The organism is Enterocloster clostridioformis (assembly GCF_020297485.1).
Classification (GTDB): domain Bacteria; phylum Bacillota; class Clostridia; order Lachnospirales; family Lachnospiraceae; genus Enterocloster; species Enterocloster clostridioformis.
This window is the reverse complement of record NZ_JAIWZC010000001.1, coordinates 2,140,951-2,157,198: the sequence shown is the minus strand read 5'-3', so window position 1 is coordinate 2,157,198 and position 16,248 is coordinate 2,140,951. Positions and strand designations below refer to the sequence as shown.

20 protein-coding genes and 2 pseudogenes are annotated in these 16,248 nt (G+C 49.4%); 10 read left to right on the top strand and 12 right to left on the bottom strand.

The features are described from left to right. Positions 1 to 12 precede the first annotated feature (12 nt). The gene (locus tag LA360_RS10900; RefSeq protein WP_022202843.1) at positions 13 to 1,098 is read right to left on the bottom strand and encodes a flavodoxin; all 1,086 of its coding nucleotides are present in this window, start codon (positions 1,096 to 1,098) and stop codon (positions 13 to 15) included. Between the two features lie 220 nt (positions 1,099 to 1,318). Next, a complete protein-coding gene (locus tag LA360_RS10895; protein ID WP_155521171.1) occupies positions 1,319 to 1,471 on the bottom strand; it encodes a hypothetical protein in 153 nt (50 codons plus the stop codon). A gap of 65 nt (positions 1,472 to 1,536) precedes the next feature. Here LA360_RS10895 and LA360_RS10890 point away from each other — a divergent pair, with 65 nt between their 5' ends. Beyond that, positions 1,537 to 2,067: an RNA-guided endonuclease TnpB family protein gene (locus LA360_RS10890; RefSeq protein ID WP_225537499.1), complete on the top strand. Its 531-nt coding sequence runs from the start codon at positions 1,537 to 1,539 to the stop codon at positions 2,065 to 2,067. 171 nt (positions 2,068 to 2,238) lie between these two features. Here LA360_RS10890 and LA360_RS10885 read toward each other — a convergent pair whose 3' ends face one another. The 6 genes from LA360_RS10885 to LA360_RS10860 form a co-directional block, all read right to left on the bottom strand. After that, the gene (locus LA360_RS10885; RefSeq protein ID WP_022202845.1) at positions 2,239 to 2,991 is read right to left on the bottom strand and encodes a carboxymuconolactone decarboxylase family protein; all 753 of its coding nucleotides are present in this window, start codon (positions 2,989 to 2,991) and stop codon (positions 2,239 to 2,241) included. Between the two features lie 17 nt (positions 2,992 to 3,008). Then, a complete protein-coding gene (locus tag LA360_RS10880) occupies positions 3,009 to 3,485 on the bottom strand; it encodes a flavodoxin (protein WP_022202846.1) in 477 nt (158 codons plus the stop codon). A gap of 1 nt (position 3,486) precedes the next feature. Further along, the gene (locus tag LA360_RS10875; RefSeq protein ID WP_112481928.1) at positions 3,487 to 4,044 is read right to left on the bottom strand and encodes a flavin reductase family protein; all 558 of its coding nucleotides are present in this window, start codon (positions 4,042 to 4,044) and stop codon (positions 3,487 to 3,489) included. Between the two features lie 3 nt (positions 4,045 to 4,047). Beyond that, on the bottom strand, positions 4,048 to 4,407 hold the full coding sequence (locus LA360_RS10870) for a MerR family transcriptional regulator (RefSeq protein ID WP_022202848.1): 360 nt from the start codon (positions 4,405 to 4,407) through the stop codon (positions 4,048 to 4,050). Positions 4,408 to 4,513: 106 nt separating this feature from the next. Then, on the bottom strand, positions 4,514 to 5,380 hold the full coding sequence (locus LA360_RS10865) for a LysR family transcriptional regulator (protein ID WP_003526155.1): 867 nt from the start codon (positions 5,378 to 5,380) through the stop codon (positions 4,514 to 4,516). Between the two features lie 34 nt (positions 5,381 to 5,414). Further along, a complete protein-coding gene (locus LA360_RS10860) occupies positions 5,415 to 5,624 on the bottom strand; it encodes a hypothetical protein (RefSeq protein ID WP_146774935.1) in 210 nt (69 codons plus the stop codon). A gap of 132 nt (positions 5,625 to 5,756) precedes the next feature. Between LA360_RS10860 and LA360_RS31875 the strand changes: the two genes are divergently transcribed. Next, positions 5,757 to 5,894: a putative holin-like toxin gene (locus LA360_RS31875; RefSeq protein ID WP_349141420.1), complete on the top strand. Its 138-nt coding sequence runs from the start codon at positions 5,757 to 5,759 to the stop codon at positions 5,892 to 5,894. 411 nt (positions 5,895 to 6,305) lie between these two features. Here the strand turns inward: LA360_RS31875 and LA360_RS10850 are convergent, their stop codons facing one another. From LA360_RS10850 to LA360_RS10840, 3 genes are read right to left on the bottom strand one after another with little or no spacing between them, the layout of a single operon-like run. Then, positions 6,306 to 6,650: a hypothetical protein gene (locus LA360_RS10850; RefSeq protein ID WP_022202850.1), complete on the bottom strand. Its 345-nt coding sequence runs from the start codon at positions 6,648 to 6,650 to the stop codon at positions 6,306 to 6,308. A gap of 48 nt (positions 6,651 to 6,698) precedes the next feature. Next, positions 6,699 to 7,751 (bottom strand): DUF4868 domain-containing protein, encoded by a 1,053-nt coding sequence (locus LA360_RS10845; RefSeq protein WP_022202851.1) that lies wholly within the window; start codon positions 7,749 to 7,751, stop codon positions 6,699 to 6,701. 19 nt (positions 7,752 to 7,770) lie between these two features. Then, positions 7,771 to 8,409 (bottom strand): hypothetical protein, encoded by a 639-nt coding sequence (locus LA360_RS10840; protein ID WP_022202852.1) that lies wholly within the window; start codon positions 8,407 to 8,409, stop codon positions 7,771 to 7,773. Positions 8,410 to 8,628: 219 nt separating this feature from the next. Here LA360_RS10840 and holA point away from each other — a divergent pair, with 219 nt between their 5' ends. Together holA and LA360_RS10830 are read left to right on the top strand one after the other, a co-directional pair. Beyond that, positions 8,629 to 9,609, top strand: a complete 981-nt coding sequence (gene holA / locus LA360_RS10835) for a DNA polymerase III subunit delta (RefSeq protein ID WP_022202853.1) — start codon at positions 8,629 to 8,631, stop codon at positions 9,607 to 9,609. A 20-nt stretch (positions 9,610 to 9,629) separates the two neighbouring features. Then, entirely contained in the window at positions 9,630 to 10,202 is a 573-nt protein-coding gene (locus tag LA360_RS10830) for a TIGR01440 family protein (protein WP_022202854.1), read from the top strand. A 123-nt stretch (positions 10,203 to 10,325) separates the two neighbouring features. On the opposite strand, the gene LA360_RS29990 is transcribed toward LA360_RS10830, so the two are convergent. Next, positions 10,326 to 10,703, bottom strand: a complete 378-nt coding sequence (locus tag LA360_RS29990) for a transposase domain-containing protein (protein ID WP_112481926.1) — start codon at positions 10,701 to 10,703, stop codon at positions 10,326 to 10,328. Positions 10,704 to 10,799: 96 nt separating this feature from the next. Between LA360_RS29990 and LA360_RS10820 the strand changes: the two are divergent. From LA360_RS10820 to LA360_RS10795, 6 genes and pseudogenes are all read left to right on the top strand, one after another. Continuing rightward, positions 10,800 to 11,132 (top strand): annotated as a pseudogene (locus LA360_RS10820) (transposase); the annotation flags it as partial. A 149-nt stretch (positions 11,133 to 11,281) separates the two neighbouring features. After that, a pseudogene (locus LA360_RS10815) lies at positions 11,282 to 11,565 on the top strand (hypothetical protein); the annotation flags it as partial. After that, positions 11,548 to 11,778: a hypothetical protein gene (locus tag LA360_RS10810; protein ID WP_225537498.1), complete on the top strand. Its 231-nt coding sequence runs from the start codon at positions 11,548 to 11,550 to the stop codon at positions 11,776 to 11,778. The pseudogene LA360_RS10815 and the gene LA360_RS10810, both read left to right, overlap by 18 nt. 78 nt (positions 11,779 to 11,856) lie before the next feature. Continuing rightward, positions 11,857 to 12,822: an alpha/beta hydrolase gene (locus LA360_RS10805; protein WP_170321126.1), complete on the top strand. Its 966-nt coding sequence runs from the start codon at positions 11,857 to 11,859 to the stop codon at positions 12,820 to 12,822. Positions 12,823 to 12,977: 155 nt separating this feature from the next. Continuing rightward, positions 12,978 to 14,606, top strand: coding sequence for a response regulator transcription factor (locus tag LA360_RS10800; RefSeq protein ID WP_022203136.1), 1,629 nt, complete (start codon positions 12,978 to 12,980; stop codon positions 14,604 to 14,606). Next, positions 14,603 to 16,168 carry a sensor histidine kinase gene (locus LA360_RS10795; protein WP_022203137.1) on the top strand — a complete coding sequence of 522 codons (1,566 nt, stop codon included), beginning with the start codon at positions 14,603 to 14,605 and terminating at the stop codon, positions 16,166 to 16,168. Before LA360_RS10800 ends, LA360_RS10795 begins: the two co-directional genes overlap by 4 nt. Positions 16,169 to 16,248: the final 80 nt, after the last annotated feature.

Sequence of the window (16,248 nt, the reverse complement as noted above, 5' to 3'; positions counted from 1 at the left end):
AACTGCACCTCCTTATTGTAAACCGTTCGTTTCCAACCATGTGGCAATATCATCATTCAGCGTGGAACCGCCGGAGTAGTGAACGGACAGCGCTTCACCCATAGACGCATCCGCTGCCAGCCATCTGCTCCTACGGCAGGCATATTCCCATTCTGTTTCCGTGGGCAGACGGTTGACATTTGCTGTGCGATCCCAGCTGACACGCGGCCCCTCAATGGTATACACAGGGGGCAGACCTTCCAGCTGACTGCGGCAATAGCGGACGGCATCCAGCCACGAAACGCTCTCCACAGGCAGATCATCCCTGATGAAATTGCTGGGGTTCTCACCCATCACGGCTTCGTACTCTGCCTGCATGACCTCATAGCGGCTTATATAAAAATCACTGACTGTTACCTCTCGCTGAGCCAGACCGATTTCTGTCAGCCACTGTACAAGCTGGTCACTACTGCGAACAGCCAAACCATCGGTCACAGCTGCATCAGGCTCCAGTGTGGCAATGGCCGCAGGCGTACCGGACAGACCACTGCCGCCGCTGGTGCAGAAAGGAGCAATGGTCTTGCCGCTAAAGTCCACAGCATCAAAGAAGGTGTACAGAATCCGAGGCATATCGCCCCACCAGATGGGGTAACCCACATAGATCACCGAATAGCCATCCGGATCCGGCAGTTCTCCTGCAATGGCAGGACGGGCGCTCTGGTCGTTCTGCTCGGCTGTTGCTCTGGTGGAATGGTCGTTGTAGTTTAAGTCCTCGTCGGTATAGGGGTGCTCCGGGACAATTTCATAAAGATCGGCACCGGTCAAGGCTGCCAGCTCCTCTGCGGCAGATCGGGTGATTCCGGTAGCGGAGAAATAGACAACCAGCGCCTTTTCTTCGGCAGCTTCCATTTCGGACGTTTCCTCTACATTGTTGTTTCCTTCCACAGGAGATGCAGTTTCTTCCTCCGTGGGTGCGGAGGTGTCCATGGATGCAGAAGAGCTTTCTGTCTGTGCGGAGCTTTCAGCTCCGACGGATTGAATTTCATTTGTGGTTCCTGCGCAGGCAGCCATACAGAAAAACAGCGCAGCAATCAGAACCATAGAGAATAATTTCTTCATAACTGTACCTGGAGACTCATGTCTTCGGACATGAGAGGAATGGTGCCCCTCAGCGTCTCTTACAGAGCCTCTCTTTCCTTTTTTTATTGAATATCCAGAACATGCGTTTGCTTTTTCTTTTTCGCTATGCTATAAAGCATCAGTCGGTGAAAAGTAATGGTTACCCATTCATCCGGCTCACCTTTTCCCGGCACGAATACGATCTGGTTTGGAACCGGGATTACTCGCTGCGGGACGGGATGTTTCGCTTAAACACACTGTCTGGCCGCTTGAAGGTTCCCTTGAATCCAAAGGCATGGAGCATTGGCTTTCCTGCGAAGGCCGGTTTGGCACGGCCAAGCTGCTTTGTAAAAACAGGAAATGGTTTCCGCATGTTCCGGTTGCCCTGGAAAAAGCGCGTTCTATTCCGGCCGTCCGGTCAAGCAGAAACGGGCGAACATGCTGGCCCTTCGGAAAGGTCTTCAGGTCCGTGGAACCAAATCCGCTAAACGGAAGCTTAAAAAGCTTCGGGAGAGAGAATCCCGTTATGTAACTGCGGTAAACCATGCAGTTACCAAGGCACTTGTCTCCCACTATGGAGCCGGAACGCTTTACGTGCTGGAGGATCTGACCGGTGTAAGGAAAGCCACAGAGCAGGTCCGCACCAAACAGCGCTATGTGACGGTCAGCTGGTGCTGCTATGAATTCCGGAAGATGCTGGAATACAAAGCACTCATGACCGGTTACCGTGTGATTGCCGTGGCTCCGGCCTATACAAGCCAGGACTGCCCGATATGTGGAAATCGTGCCAAGGAAAACCGAAACCGGAAGCGGCATGAATTCCAATGCCGGAAGTGCGGATACCAAAGTAATGATGACCGAATCGGCGATGAATCTGTACCTTGCCGCTCCGAAGAGCATCCCAGCGTAACAATTCGATTCCGTTGGTATCGAAAACGAATCCTCCTCTGGTTAGCAGAGGTCTGTTAGGTAAAGCCGAAGCAGAAGGGCTGCAGTCAATCAGCCTATAGTAGCCAATGTTTGAGGTAGGAGACAGAGGAATACTCTGTCGCTTGTACTACGGTAGTTGAGTTACAAGCCCGTGTCTTGAGACATGGGTAATTGACAGATTATTCCTTCCTAATATATGATGGTCACACCTTATTTTAATTTCCCATAGGTTTCCGCATCCACAGCTTCCAGCCATTTGTTGGAGCCATTCTCGCCGGGGACTTCGATAGCCAGATGGGAAAACCAACTGTCAGGGGCAGCACCGTGCCAGTGCTTCACGCCCACAGGAATGTTGATGCAGTCACCGGGGTTCATTTCAATGGCGTCCTTGCCCCATTCCTGATAGTAACCACGACCTGCCACGCAAATCAGAATCTGACCGCCGCCCTTCGCAGCGTTATGAATATGCCAGTTGTTGCGGCAGCCCGGTTCAAAGGTCACATTGAACACACCAACCTGACTGGTGGAGACAGGGGAAAGGTAGCTCTGTCCCACAAAATACTGTGCATAGGCATCATTAGGGGCACCGATTGGGAAAACCATGCCGTTTTCATGGGCAGACTTGGCATCCGTGACCGCATCCTCTGTCCAGACCTCCTTTGCTATGTTGAACACTGCCCAGCCTTTGGGCCAGCCTGCGTAGAAGGCCACATGGGTAATGACTGCAGCGATCTCTGCCTTTGTCACACCGGCTTTCTTTGCGTTTTCCAGATGGTAGCGCAGAGAAGAATCCGTTACGCCAGAGGACATCAATGCTACAACCGTGATGATGCAGCGGGTTTTGTGGTCAATATCCTGATTGCTCCAGTTCTCGCCAAAGAGAATATCATCGTTATAGTGGGCAAATTCCGGGGCAAAGCTGCCCAAAGCGTTTCTGCCCGCAGTCTGTACGACTTTTTCCATAATCAAATTTCCTTTCGTTATATTTTCTTAATCCAGCATTCCAATTCTTTTTCGGTTACATTAGAGAGGAACACTTTGCCCTCTGTGATCGTGGTGCTTTCATCCACAGAGGTACGCAGATAGTTCACGGCATGACCGAAACCGCTTCCGCCGGATGTTGCGAACAGAACGATTTTCTTGCCGGAAAAATCATGGCTTTCCAGAAAGCTGTTTACGATGGTAGGAGCGATATACCACCAGATGGGGAAGCCAAGGAAAACCGTGTCGTATCGGCTCACATCCAGATCGGTTTCTGCCAGAGCCGGACGAGAGCCGCGGTCATTCATTTCTATACTGCTGCGAGAACGTTTATCCATCCAGTTCAGGTCTGCGGATGTATAGGGAATTGCAGGGGTAATTTCATGCAGATCGGCATTTGCTGCCTGTGCCAGCTTACCTGCAACAGAAGCCGTTGTTCCGCTGGCACTAAAATAAGCTACAAGTGTTTTGGACATTTTACTTTTCCTCCTTTTTTGACTTGAAGGACAGGCATTTGCCCAGCACCTCGCCGGTAGCCAGATATTCATAGCTGGGGAACTGGAACAGCACGGGCTTCAGCTTGTTGTAGTCCGGCTTACCAGTTTCGGTCATACAACCTTTCTCCACATAGGTTCCGTCGATGGTGCAAATGAAGCTCTCAAAACCGTCCGTCTCATAAATGTACACCACACTGCACACCATGGTCAGGGGAGACTTTTCGATGATGGGAGACTTGCCATCCTGTGTCAGCCACGCAAACAGCTGAGACTTATCCTCCTTGCTTCCGCTGAGAGAGCCTGCCAGATCTGCCTCCGGCAGCATATCCGGCTGCACCAGATTGATGGTCAGCTTTTTGGTTTCCTTGATAATACTGTTGATAAAGTGTGGTTTTGCCAGACTGACCAGAACCTTGTCATGGCCGATGATGCCTACATGGGCAACCAGTGTCCATGTGGGGTTTGCCCCATTCATTGCACCGATCACAGTGACCGGAAGGGGGTACAATGCCAGCAGAGAGCCAATGTTTTTCTTCATAGATTATTCCTCCTGTTGCTTTACTTTTTGAAGTTTGTGCCGCAGATAGTCCAGCTGCCGCAGCTGATTTTCCCGTAGATGAATTTCCTCCAGTGCAGCCTTACGCCGTGCATTCAGCATTTCCAAACGCTGCTCTACGGTGTGGCTGCCATCCAGAAGCAGCTGCATATAGGTTTCCACTTCCTGACTTTCAAAGCCTACCTCGTGCAGCGTCATAATCATGCTCATGCGCTCCAGATCTTCGTCGTCATACTGCCAGACTCCCATGATTTTCTTCACGCTGGAGCAAAGCCCGAAGCGTTCATATTCTTGCAGCGTTTCCAGTGGGATCTGATAGCGTCTGCTTGCTTCCTCAATCGTCATTTCCTTCTCCTTGTGCAAAAAAATGTAGGTATCCCAATTGGAATACCTACATTGTATCGTCTGTTATTAAAAATGTCGAATACCTATATTACATTCTGAGAAATGCTCAAATCGTATTTCTCAGCCACTTGATAAAGCAATCGGTTGCCTGTGCCTGAAATTGATTCTTCTTCCATACAACGACCGCTCCGGTTTCTACCGCAGAAGCAAATGGAACAAATATCAGCTCCTCATAAAAACTGCCCAGATCAAAGCACAGCGCCACCCCGGCATTTTGCCGCACCAGAGCGGCGGCGTTCAGGATTAAGTTATAGGTTGCAGCAATCTCAAGCCGGTCATATGTTTCACCAAACCATGCCGACAGTTCGTGCCGGACAACCTCTCTCCGGGGAATGAGCAGCGGTACCCTCAGCAAATCTTCCGGAAAAACCGACGGTTTCTGTCCGAGGGGAGAGTCCTTCCGCACCAGAACGCCCCATTTTTCCTTCCATGGCATACGAATGAAATCGTACTTGCCAATATCCACCGGCTCCATCAAAAGTCCCATGTCCAGAAGTCCGGCTTCCATCCGCTCCTTGATGTCGTCTGCTGTGGCGCTGTAGAGGCTAAACTGTACCAGCGGATATTTCTGACGGAAAGCGGTCATCTGCTCGGCCAGCAGGGTCATATTCCGGGTTTCACCGCAGCCAATGGAGATCTCGCCGGAAATATCCTGCTCCCTGTTTGTGAGCTCCTGCATGGTTCGATCCGACAGGGCAACCAGTTCCTGTGCCCGTCTTTTCAGGAGCATCCCATCTTCTGTCAGGGAAATATTATATTTTCCACGCCGAAACAACGTCACGCCCAATTCCTGCTCCAACTGCTGCAACTGCCGGGAGAGCGTTGGCTGGGTCACATGAAGCAGCTGTGCGGCTTTTGTAATGTTTTCTTCTCTGGCCACCATGAGAAAATAGCGTAATACACGCAGCTCCATGGAGCAATCACCGCCTTTCCTGCTTTTCATTATATTAATCCATTCTATTCATTTCAAGCATAACTGCCATCAAGTTATACAGCTTTTGTTTTTTTGATGCTGCATTTCCTGCAGGGTAGAAAGAAAGCCATAAGCTAAACTCAATTTTCAGAACAGCAGTTCCCCACCATGAATAGTCAAGGAACAGGGACAATTCTCTATACGGCTGAAATTTACCGTTTGGGGACAGGAACTTCTGTTCCATGTTTTTGAAAAAATAGACCAAAAAAGGGCAGGTCATTTTCTTGTGACCTGCTAAAGTCTACTATAAGTTCATGCTTTGAACAAGTATTTCTTTTATATTCTTCTATTTACAGCCTGTTCACTGCCTTGTATAATGGAAGCAGGCAGTTCCTGCTGCTGGGTAGCTTCCATCTCCGAAAGGGGGTGGTATAACATGAGTACATATGAGACACTTTCTTTGATGATAGCGTTTGGGGTACTTGTTGTTATGATTACAGGTACAAAAAAATAGTCACCCGCCTCCCAAGCTCAGTGACTATTTTTAATTAAGCTATTAACTTGGAAGCCACTCACTGGAGTGAACTGCCTTTTTTGTACCTTTATTATAATCCAATTCTACCACATATGTCAATCATGGATTTTCTTTATACTTCCCAAAGGATGTCTAAAGGTATATCTGGAATTTCCAAAATGCTTCAGTGCGTATTCCAGGGGCAAACGATTCTGACGAAAAAAATAGCAGTCAGACATGCTCCAGTGCCAGTAATTCCGAAGCTGCCTTCGCATCCTTTACTCTTATTAGATTATCCCATGCATCTTCCTTCCCAAGCAAACTCATCCCACCATGCCACACGAGACAATCATTAGATGATGAATCAGAATATTCGGAGTCAACCTTGTCCAGGTTCTATATTCGCAGTCATCACAATACCTTTTTTCCCTTTTTGCTTTGGGCATAGGGCAGTGTTCCAACGATTATCACATTGAGGATAGTAATTCCCATTTTTAGCTCTTTTTGCAAATACATCTTTCCCGCCCAAAACATGGAGAAAAATCGGGTTGCCAGATTTGTGCCAATATATTGCTGACTGATTCTGGCTCCTTGATCCAAATCGTATTCCGCGGCAGAAAGCGCGTCTGAGAATACTTCACTTTCAGAATATGGTATGGCCGCTTTATTAAGAAGGGCTCTAAGTTTTCTGTTCTCAGCCTGCAAATCTCTGACTAACTTCCCGATGGAATCAAAATCATAAGCCCCTATATTCATGCAACTCCCTCTTTTTATATCTGCGGTTCCAACTAACCGCCCTTAATGTCAACCCTGCCTTTTTAGACCCTCCCCGTCTTTACCGCCCGGAACAACCAGCCGCTTCACATCCGTATCAAATTCATCCCCTGTCACCAATGAAACCGTATATCTTTCATCGAATAAATCAATCAGGTTTTCCACGTCCCTGAAGGTGTGCAGATAAATTTGTCCGCCGCGTATATCAAATACCCCCTGCCAGCGGGGGACTGTATTCACCCTCTGTATCAGTTCTTCCGCTGTCTTTTCCACCACATGGTAATGCTTAATCCGCATCATCTTGCGGGAATATTTGGTCTGGTTCCGCTCAATATAGGCCGTTAATTTTTCACAGTTGATCACCAGACGGATATCTGAAATATCAGACACCGCCTTTTTGGCCGATGCCTTGATGAAGTCATTGAACCCGAAATGTCTCTGCATCAGGCCGATATCTTTGGTGACGATTGTGTCCCCTATGATGAGCAGGTCTACTTTTCTTGTGATTACAAAGAGCTGTTCCGGCATTTCCACAAAACAATCGGTCTGTTCCGTATCTAATATCCGGGCAAAAAAGTGCTGGTTTTTCTTATTGGGGATTGTGGCGGGAAGTATATACTGGTAGGCCCAGATACTGTGAAGGCCCCTTCTGAAGCGGAAGAGTATGGCATCGGCCTTGTCCCTGTCGTCCATGCAGAAAGGCCCCATCTGTTCTTCCGGGGTATTTAAAAGCTCAAACGGTTTGTAATCGTCATCCTGCTTTATGATATAAAAAATATTCTGATTGCCCCCCGCTTGTTCAGCCATTGCATATTCTGCCTCATCATCAAGATACAGTTCCCTGATACTCTTGACGATGGAGTTTTGGACTTTATGCTTAAAATCGTTTTCCCTGCCGGTAGGGCCCTCATAAAAGGTGAAATGCTTAATAGGCGGATTCCTGGTTTTCATCATAATGAACATATCAAATCCAAATTCATCATCCGCAAACAGTTCCGCCAATGAATTTACAATTATTTCCTTTGACGTTTTTTCGGCAACATCTTTCTTACCATGTTCTCTATGTTCTCTTTGGTTTTCCATTGTATTTTTCTCCGCTATTTCAGTTTTTATTGTACATCAGGCAGACATCATCCGATATATACTTCCATTTCACTATTTTTTCCTCTGCAATGCCTGTTTTGCACACTGCAATCATGGTTTTATCCTTACAGCCGTCTATGACAGGATTGATGAAGTGGAATTTGTATATCCTGTAACCCAACAGGGTCAGTATAGGGTTCTGATAATACAGATGGGTGGTCCACATCAAGCGGATGACCAGCCCTAAAATACCGGTAAAAATGATGAACCCCTTTAAGGTCTCCACGTCATCCAGCAAAAGAGGCAGCACAAAAGTCATGAAAAACGTGATTCCGGAATCCGTTATCTCTTCTTCAATCACGACTTTTTCGCCTGCATCCACAAATCCGGACATCTGCATGCTCTTAAACTGGCACATGGCGGTTATGCTGTAAAGGGAGCATGCCAATGAAGCGATAGTGACGGCAAACGGACCCAGGTACGGGTGGTTCCATATCCGGTTTATGACACTGAATTCCCCCTGCATCAAAGAACGGATGAAATGGCATATGCCGGATATCATCCTGTAGTCAGAATATTTTATGAAAATTAAAATAAACAGCGGAAGGAAGGACTGAATGACAAGCTTCCTTTTCAGCTTTAAGTTTTGTTCCCCCATAGTTTCCTTTTGCCTCCCGTTTTTGGCATGAATAAAATACCTTATATATATATGTTCCATGACTACAGTCTACTATAAATCCGGGAGATGAACAAGGAAACTTTGAACCTTAAGCCGCACTTTTCAAACATGCTCTAGTGACAAATCACCTTGCCCTGTGTTATACTGAAATTGAAAAAACATCAGCCAATTGACGGGATATGGAAGGACGACCTTTACATGCAGACATTGAACCAGGACATAAAAGACCGTACATTTAAGCCTGTATACCTTCTGTTCGGTGAAGAGGCCTTCTTAAAGAAAAGTTATAAGAGCCGCCTGAGAGAAGCCCTTACCGGCGGGGATACCATGAATTATAATTATTTTGAAGGAAAAGGGATGAATGTGAACGAAATCATCGGTCTTGCGGACACCATGCCCTTTTTTGCGGAGAAGCGCCTTGTACTGATGGAGGACAGCGGATTCTTTAAAGGCGGGGCAGGAGCGGACGAGCTGACTGAGTATATGGGAGGAATCCCTGAATCCACCTGTCTTATATTTGTGGAATCGGAAGTGGACAAGAGGAGCAGACTATATAAGGCAGTGAAGAAATACGGCTATGCTGCGGAACTGAGTCATCAGGAACCGGCCCAGCTTGCCAGATGGGCGGCAGGCATCCTGTCTAAGAACGGCAGGAAGATTACCGGCCGCACCATGGAATTCTTTTTGAGCAAGGCAGGGGATGACATGGAGAACATCAGCTCGGAGCTGGAAAAGCTTATAAGCTATACTCTCGGCCGTGAGGTAATCACAGACGAGGACGTGGAAACCATCTGTACCACCCAGGTAACCAATAAGATATTTGACATGATAACAGCCATTGCAGCACGGCAGACCCGCAAGGCCATGGACCTCTATGAGGATCTTCTGACGCTGAAGGAACCGCCCATGCGCATCCTTTTTCTTATAGCAAGGCAGTTTAATCAAATCCTTCAGGTCAAGGACCTGATGGGAAAGGGGATGGATAAAAGTACCATAGCGTCCAGGCTCAAGCTTCAGCCCTTTGTGGTGGGAAAAATCATGCTGCAGGCCAAGACATTTACCAGGGAACAGATCCTGTCGTATGTGAATCTCTGTGTGGATGCCGAGGAAGGTGTTAAGACCGGAAAGCTGCAGGACCGGCTGGCAGTGGAACTGCTCATAGCAAACAAATATGAATAAAAATAAGAGGAATGAAGGCGATGGATATGATGGAGACAATTGAACTGGAAGATTTAGGGGATCAGGCCAGGCAGGTGCTGGAGGAGCTTATGGAGGTGGCCCGCCTGAAGCCGGGACAGATTCTGGTGGTAGGCTGTTCGTCCAGCGAGATAGACAGCTTTAAGATTGGGTCCCACTCAAGCGCGGAGATAGGGATGGCTGTGTATACGGCTCTTTACCAGGAACTAAAGCCAAAGGGAATTTATCTGGCTGCCCAGTGCTGCGAACATTTAAACCGTGCCCTGATTCTGGAGGCAGAGGCAGCTCAGGCTTACGGCTATGAACCGGTGAATGTGGTTCCCCAGCTAAAGGCCGGAGGTTCCTTTGCCACGGCTGCGTATGCTACCCTGGAACATCCTGTGGCAGTGGAGCACATCAGTGCCCATGCGGGAATTGATATAGGCGATACCCTCATTGGCATGCACATGAAGGACGTGGCAGTCCCGGTGCGGATTAAGACAAAAGAGATAGGAAGCGCCCATGTGGTATGCGCCAGGACCAGACCTAAGTTTATCGGCGGTATCAGGGCCCGTTACGACGAGGAAAATATGTAAGGATCGCAGCCGGTTACTGACATAGAATATGAAAATGGGATATGAGGAGGGTAAGCGCTCAATAAAATAATGGCTATCTTTTTGTAAAGCATCCAGCTATAGTTAAAGCAAACTGTTCCAACTTCAACTTTTTGATTTGATCCGGCATCTCTGCTGTATCATTTCTGACCAGGGCATCAGATCTTCTATACCTTCGGGCTCATCTTTGTAGTCCGGCATATAGAGCAGTACGGTCTTCAGATACGCGTAGATGTTCAGATTGTTAAGTTTTGCAGTCTCCGCCAGGCTGTAGATGATGGAACTGGCCTGAGCACCCTTTACGGTATTGGTGCGTCTATGTTCATGTCTGTGGCAGTTGGCAATCAAAAAGTGCGGTATCTTTCCATCAAGGATATCGACATTATTTCTCAGATGGTCTATCTGGTATATCGTAACGACCTTGCCATGACTGCCCCCATGGAGTATCTTGTCTCTTTGCTGTATCACCCTTAGTTTCGTCACATACTATGGGGCTGTGAAAAAAGTCCCATAAAAAAAGAACGCTTTCAGGTACAGGACCTGGAGGCGTTCTTCTTTTTGTGGTAAAATTAAGCTACTATGAATAATATTACCGAGAAGTATTATAGCCTAAAACAGGGAAGATTGCCACTGTTTCTTTCAGATTGTCTGGATATCTGTGATCCGGTATTAGCATTTGACAGAATCATGGAGGAGATTGGAATAGAAAAATATCTTAGGCCAGAGCCTTTACACAGGATAGGCCGGCCTGGATATAATCGGGTCAACATGCTAAAGACAGTCTTATTCGGCTTTATGGACACAGGATACGCTTCCCTTCGGGAATTGGAAGACCGATGCAAAGTTAACATCCGTTACATGTACCTGATGGATCATGAAACTCCCAGCTACCGCGCCTTCAGTTATTTTATTTTTCATGAACTTCTGCCCGCCTTGTAATTTCTTCATATCGTTGCACAATTCCCATCAGCCTGCTATAATTTATACAATATGTTATATTTTTTCGCAAATTTTATTTGAGAGCGGTATCTGTGACCAAAACCGGAATAAGGGATTTTCATGGATACGATGCCCTCACGTCAGACCGGGTGTATAAAAAGGCCATTCCCCATGAACAGGCAGCCAATATGATTCTAAACGGCGAATGCGGCTGCTTTTCCTCCAGGCTGCTGGACTGCTTTAAGAATGTGGAGCAGCAGCTTGCTGACCTGTGTAAATGGTACCGGACGGCAATGTACCGGCTCCAGCCAAGCTGTCCCGCCACGGTAGTGTGCCGGGGATGTGGGGAGTATTGGGTGGGTTTTTGAGAGGAGGGGGGGGGGGTGATTTGACGGCCCTGTTTCTCCTGAAGCAGAGGGCCCGGGATAATGCCGCGGATTTGGCGGAGGCTCTGAGGGCCTTGCCGGAACATCAGAATTCATGGATTTATGTGGTGGACATGGAAAGCCATGAACTGCTGCTCATCAACAACAAGACATATAAGATTACGCCGGATTCAAAGATGGGCATGAGCTGCCATGATATCACCTGCTATAAGACGGCGGAAGAAAATGGCTGAAATAAATAAAACAGGTGAGCAGAACGTGGAAATTGGAATATGCTGACAGTAGAGACTGTTGCGAAGAAGGAGTTCCATATGAAACGTTGTGTACCGTTAGAGCCGGAGGCAGAGGAGGTCTGTCAGGCAAATTCCAAACCGCCCCTTATATTTGAGCTGCCCCCTGCCGAGGGAAGGATGGTTCTGGAAAAGGCCCAGGACGCGCCTGTGTACAAATATCCGGCCCGTGTCAGCAAAGTGCGGGTCAATACCGGAAGATGGGGCGCTATTCCGGTATGGCTGGTGGATCCGGGTGTTTCCTGCCAGCCAGCCAATGTCATCTTTTATATCCACGGCGCAGGCTGGGTGTTCGGAAGCTTCCACACACATGAAAAACTGGTAAAGGAGCTGGCTGCCAGAACCGGATGTGTTTTGATATTTCCGGAGTACTCCCGTTCGCCTGAGGCGCGCTGTCCCACAGCCATTGAGCAGTGCTACAGCGTCATGTGTATGGCTCCGGTCCTTGTGAAAACCATGGGATATGCCATGAATCCCGGAACCTTCACCGTGGCCGGGGACAGCGTGGGAGGCAACATGGCCACGGTCATGACCCTCATGTCAAAATTCAGGAAGGGACCCTTCATCCAGAAACAGCTGCTGTATTATCCGGTCACCAATGCCTGTTTCGATACCTGTTCCTATAATGAATTTGCGGCGGGATACTACCTGTACCGGGCGGGTATGCAGTGGTTCTGGAACCAGTATGCCCCCTGTCGGAAGGACAGGGGACAGATTACGGTCTCGCCTCTTCGGGCGTCCGCGGAACAGCTGAGGGGGCTGCCGGCTGCCATGATACTCAACGGCGAGGCGGATGTCCTCAGGGACGAGGGCGAGGCATATGCCAGGAAGCTGCGGGAGGCTGGGGTGGATGTGACGGCCCTGCGGTTCCAGGCCATAATCCACGATTTTGTCATGCTCAATTCCCTGGACCGGACAAGGGCCTGCCGGGCGGCCATGGATGTGTCCACGGAATGGATTAACCGGAAGAACCGGGAAAAACAGTAGGCCGGTAAAATAAAACAAAGGCGGAGACAGCGCTCGGGTCTCTGCTTTTTCTTTTTTAAAAGGAAGAAACTTGAAAATGAACGTTTTCTATTTTATACTGAAAGACAGAAATTGGATGGTATGGATAAAATTACATAAGAGGGGGGAGCTGGATTATGATAAAGGTATTTCTTGTGGAGGATGAGATCGTCATGCGGGATGGCATCAAGAACAACATTCCATGGGAGAAGGAAGGGTTGGAATTCGCAGGGGAGGCCAGCGACGGAGAACTGGCCTATCCGCTTATCAGAAAGGTGCAGCCGGACATCCTCATAACGGATATCCGCATGCCCTTCATGGACGGACTGGAACTCTCTGAACTGGTGAAAAAGGAGTTTCCCAGAATCAAAATCATTATACTCAGCGGGTACAATGAATTTGACTATGCCAAGCAGGCCATCCACATCGGGGTGACGGACTATCTTCTGAAGCCTATTACGGCTGCCAAGCTTCTGGAAGCAGTGAAGAAGGTGGCGGATGTGATTGAGCAGGAGAGAGAGGATGCCCGCCTCATGGATAAGTACCGCCTGGAGATGGCGGAGAACACGGTGCTGGAACGCCAGCGGCTGCTGCGTGACCTGGTTACGGGGCGGGTCAATTTTAAGGAAGCCCTGGAACGCGGGGAGCAGGTGGGGATGGATTTGTCCGCTTCCTTTTACCAGCTCATGCTGTTTAAGCTTATGCCGATGGGATCTGCCGTGGCCTATTCCGACCGGGTGGTATCCTGCCAGGAAGCCATTGAGGAACGGATGGAGAGCCGGCAGCACATCCTGGTTTTTGACCGGGGGGACGAGGGATGGGCCTTCATTCTCACAGGGGAGTCTGAGCAGGAGGTGGAGCGCAGGATGAGGGAGTGCGCCGCCAGTCTGGGAGAGCTGGCCGGGGCCTGTAAGGACATACAGTATTTCGGCGGAATCGGAAGCTGCGTGAACCGCCTGGGCGATTTGCAGACCTCCTATCTGCAGGCAGGGCGGGCGTTTGCGGCCAGGTTTTTCACGGAAATGAACCGGGTCATAAGCTACAGCCAGATGGACGGAATGGTCCATGGATCCGGGGAAACCATAGATATCCACTCTGTGGACGCGTCCAAGGTGAACAGGAAGACCCTGGAAAATTTCCTGAAACAGGGGACTGTGGGCGAGGCATCCGGGTTTGTGGAAAAATATTTCCAGAATGTGGGAGAAAAGAACTGCCAGTCCTTTATGTTCCGTCAGTATATTGTCATGGACTGCTATCTCTGCGTCAGTACGTTTCTGGAACAGCTGGGGCTGGACATAGGACGCCTTCCCCGGGAACTGTCGGATATGGAAAAGGTCCTTAAGGACGGTTATACCCTGGAGGTGCTGAAGGGAAAGCTGGCGAAGCTTTTTGGGGAGGTCATGACCTTAAGGGACAGCCAGACAGCCAGCAAGTACAGCCAGGTTCTGGACGAGGCCAGGGCGTTTATCCATGATAATTACGCCAAGGAGGAGATTTCCCTGAACACGGTGGCTGCCAGGGTCAATATAAGCCCCAGCTATTTCAGCTCCATCTTCAGTCAGGAGATGGGAGTGACCTTTGTGGAATATCTCACAGGGGTGAGGATGGAAAAGGCGAAGGAGCTGCTGATGTGCTCCAATCTTAAGACCTCCGAAATCGGGTACGAGGTGGGATATAAGGATTCCCATTACTTCGGTTATCTGTTCAAGAAAACCGTTGGATGTACGCCTAAGGAGTACAGGGCGGGAAGCAGGGAGGCCTTATGACGGGAAAATGGAGGACCGGGTCCGGCGGGAAGGAGTGGGACGGAAGCCGTCTCCTGGAGCGCCTGCCCCTGGAAAAGCGCCTGAACCTGATGACATTTATCATCATCATTCCTCTGGCGGTGCTGGTTATCTATCTCATGGCAACGGTGGCCAAGTTCTGCAATGCCTACACCCAGAGCATAACCAACATCACCCAGGCCAACAGCGTTACGGCCAACCTGCGGGAGGATGTGGACTACAGCATGTACCGCATTGTCATAGGGATGCGGACCTACCAGTCCATCCATGAGCTGATGGAGGAGGACAGGCCCTACGGCTGGGAGCAGATTAAGGACCCGCATCAAACCATAAGCGATGCCAGAAAGACCTACCGCCAACTGTTAAAGCGGACGCCGGAGGGGGCCAACCGGACCAGGATTAACTGGCTGATGCACTGCCTGGACCAGCTGGAACAGAGAGTGAACGAGATAGAGGACAACCTTCCCCACGGCATGTACGATAAGAACATGGAAATTCTGGATTACGGCGTCCGTGTGCTGACTGCCGACATCGAAAAGCAGGGAAGGGAGTACGTGTACTATGAAACGCTCCATGTCCAGGAGATACAGAAGGAGCTGGAGAGCCAGGAGCACACGGCCATCGTGGTCAGCCTGACCCTGCTGGTATCCATTCTGCTTATCAGCCTTCTCCTCAGCCGCAGGATAACCAAAAGCGTTACCGTTCCCATACAGAAGCTCTGCAACGAGACAGAGAGGGTTGCAAAGGGAGATTTCACCTCCGGCCCCAAGATCGAGGCGGGGGATGAGCTGGCAATCCTTACGGGAAGCTTTGACCACATGAAGGAGGAAATCGGGCGGCTGATTGAGGACATACGGCAGGAACAGAACCAGCGCCGGGTCATGGAACTGCAGCTTCTTCAGGAGCAGATCAATCCTCACTTCCTCTACAACACCCTGGATACCATTGTGTGGCTGGCGGAGGGAGGGCAAAACCGGGCCGTGGTGGACATGGTCACCTCCCTGTCAGAATTTTTCCGCACAACTCTCAGCGGAGGAAAGGATTTTATCACCATGCGCGAGGAAATCGGCCATATTAAAAGCTATCTCCAAATCCAGAAGGTCCGCTACCAGGATATCATGGACTATGAGGTCACCCTTGAAAAATCCCTGGAGGAATGCAGAATCCTGAAGCTTACCCTCCAGCCTCTGGTGGAGAACGCCCTTTACCACGGAATCAAGAATAAAAGGGGGAAGGGACGTATCTGGGTCCGGGGATACGCAAAGGAGGACATGGCTGTGCTGGAGGTGGAGGATGACGGAGCGGGCATGACGGAGGAGGAGACGGAGGCCGTCAGGCGAAAGCTCAGAGGGGAAAAGGATTCGTCCTTACGGGAGGGGCCTGCTCCCAAGGGAGGTTTTGGGCTTTTCAATGTGGCGGAGCGCCTGCGCCTGAACTATGGTTCCCGGTGCAGTCTGGAGTTCGGGAGTGTCCTGGGGCTGGGCACAAGGGCAGTGGTGACCATTCCCCTGGAATCCGGATATGGCGGGGAAGGGGAGGATTGAAAAATATCCAACCATAATCGTAAAAAAACACCCAAATGTATGAATAAACTGTGAAAAATCTAAAAATCGTGTACAAAACA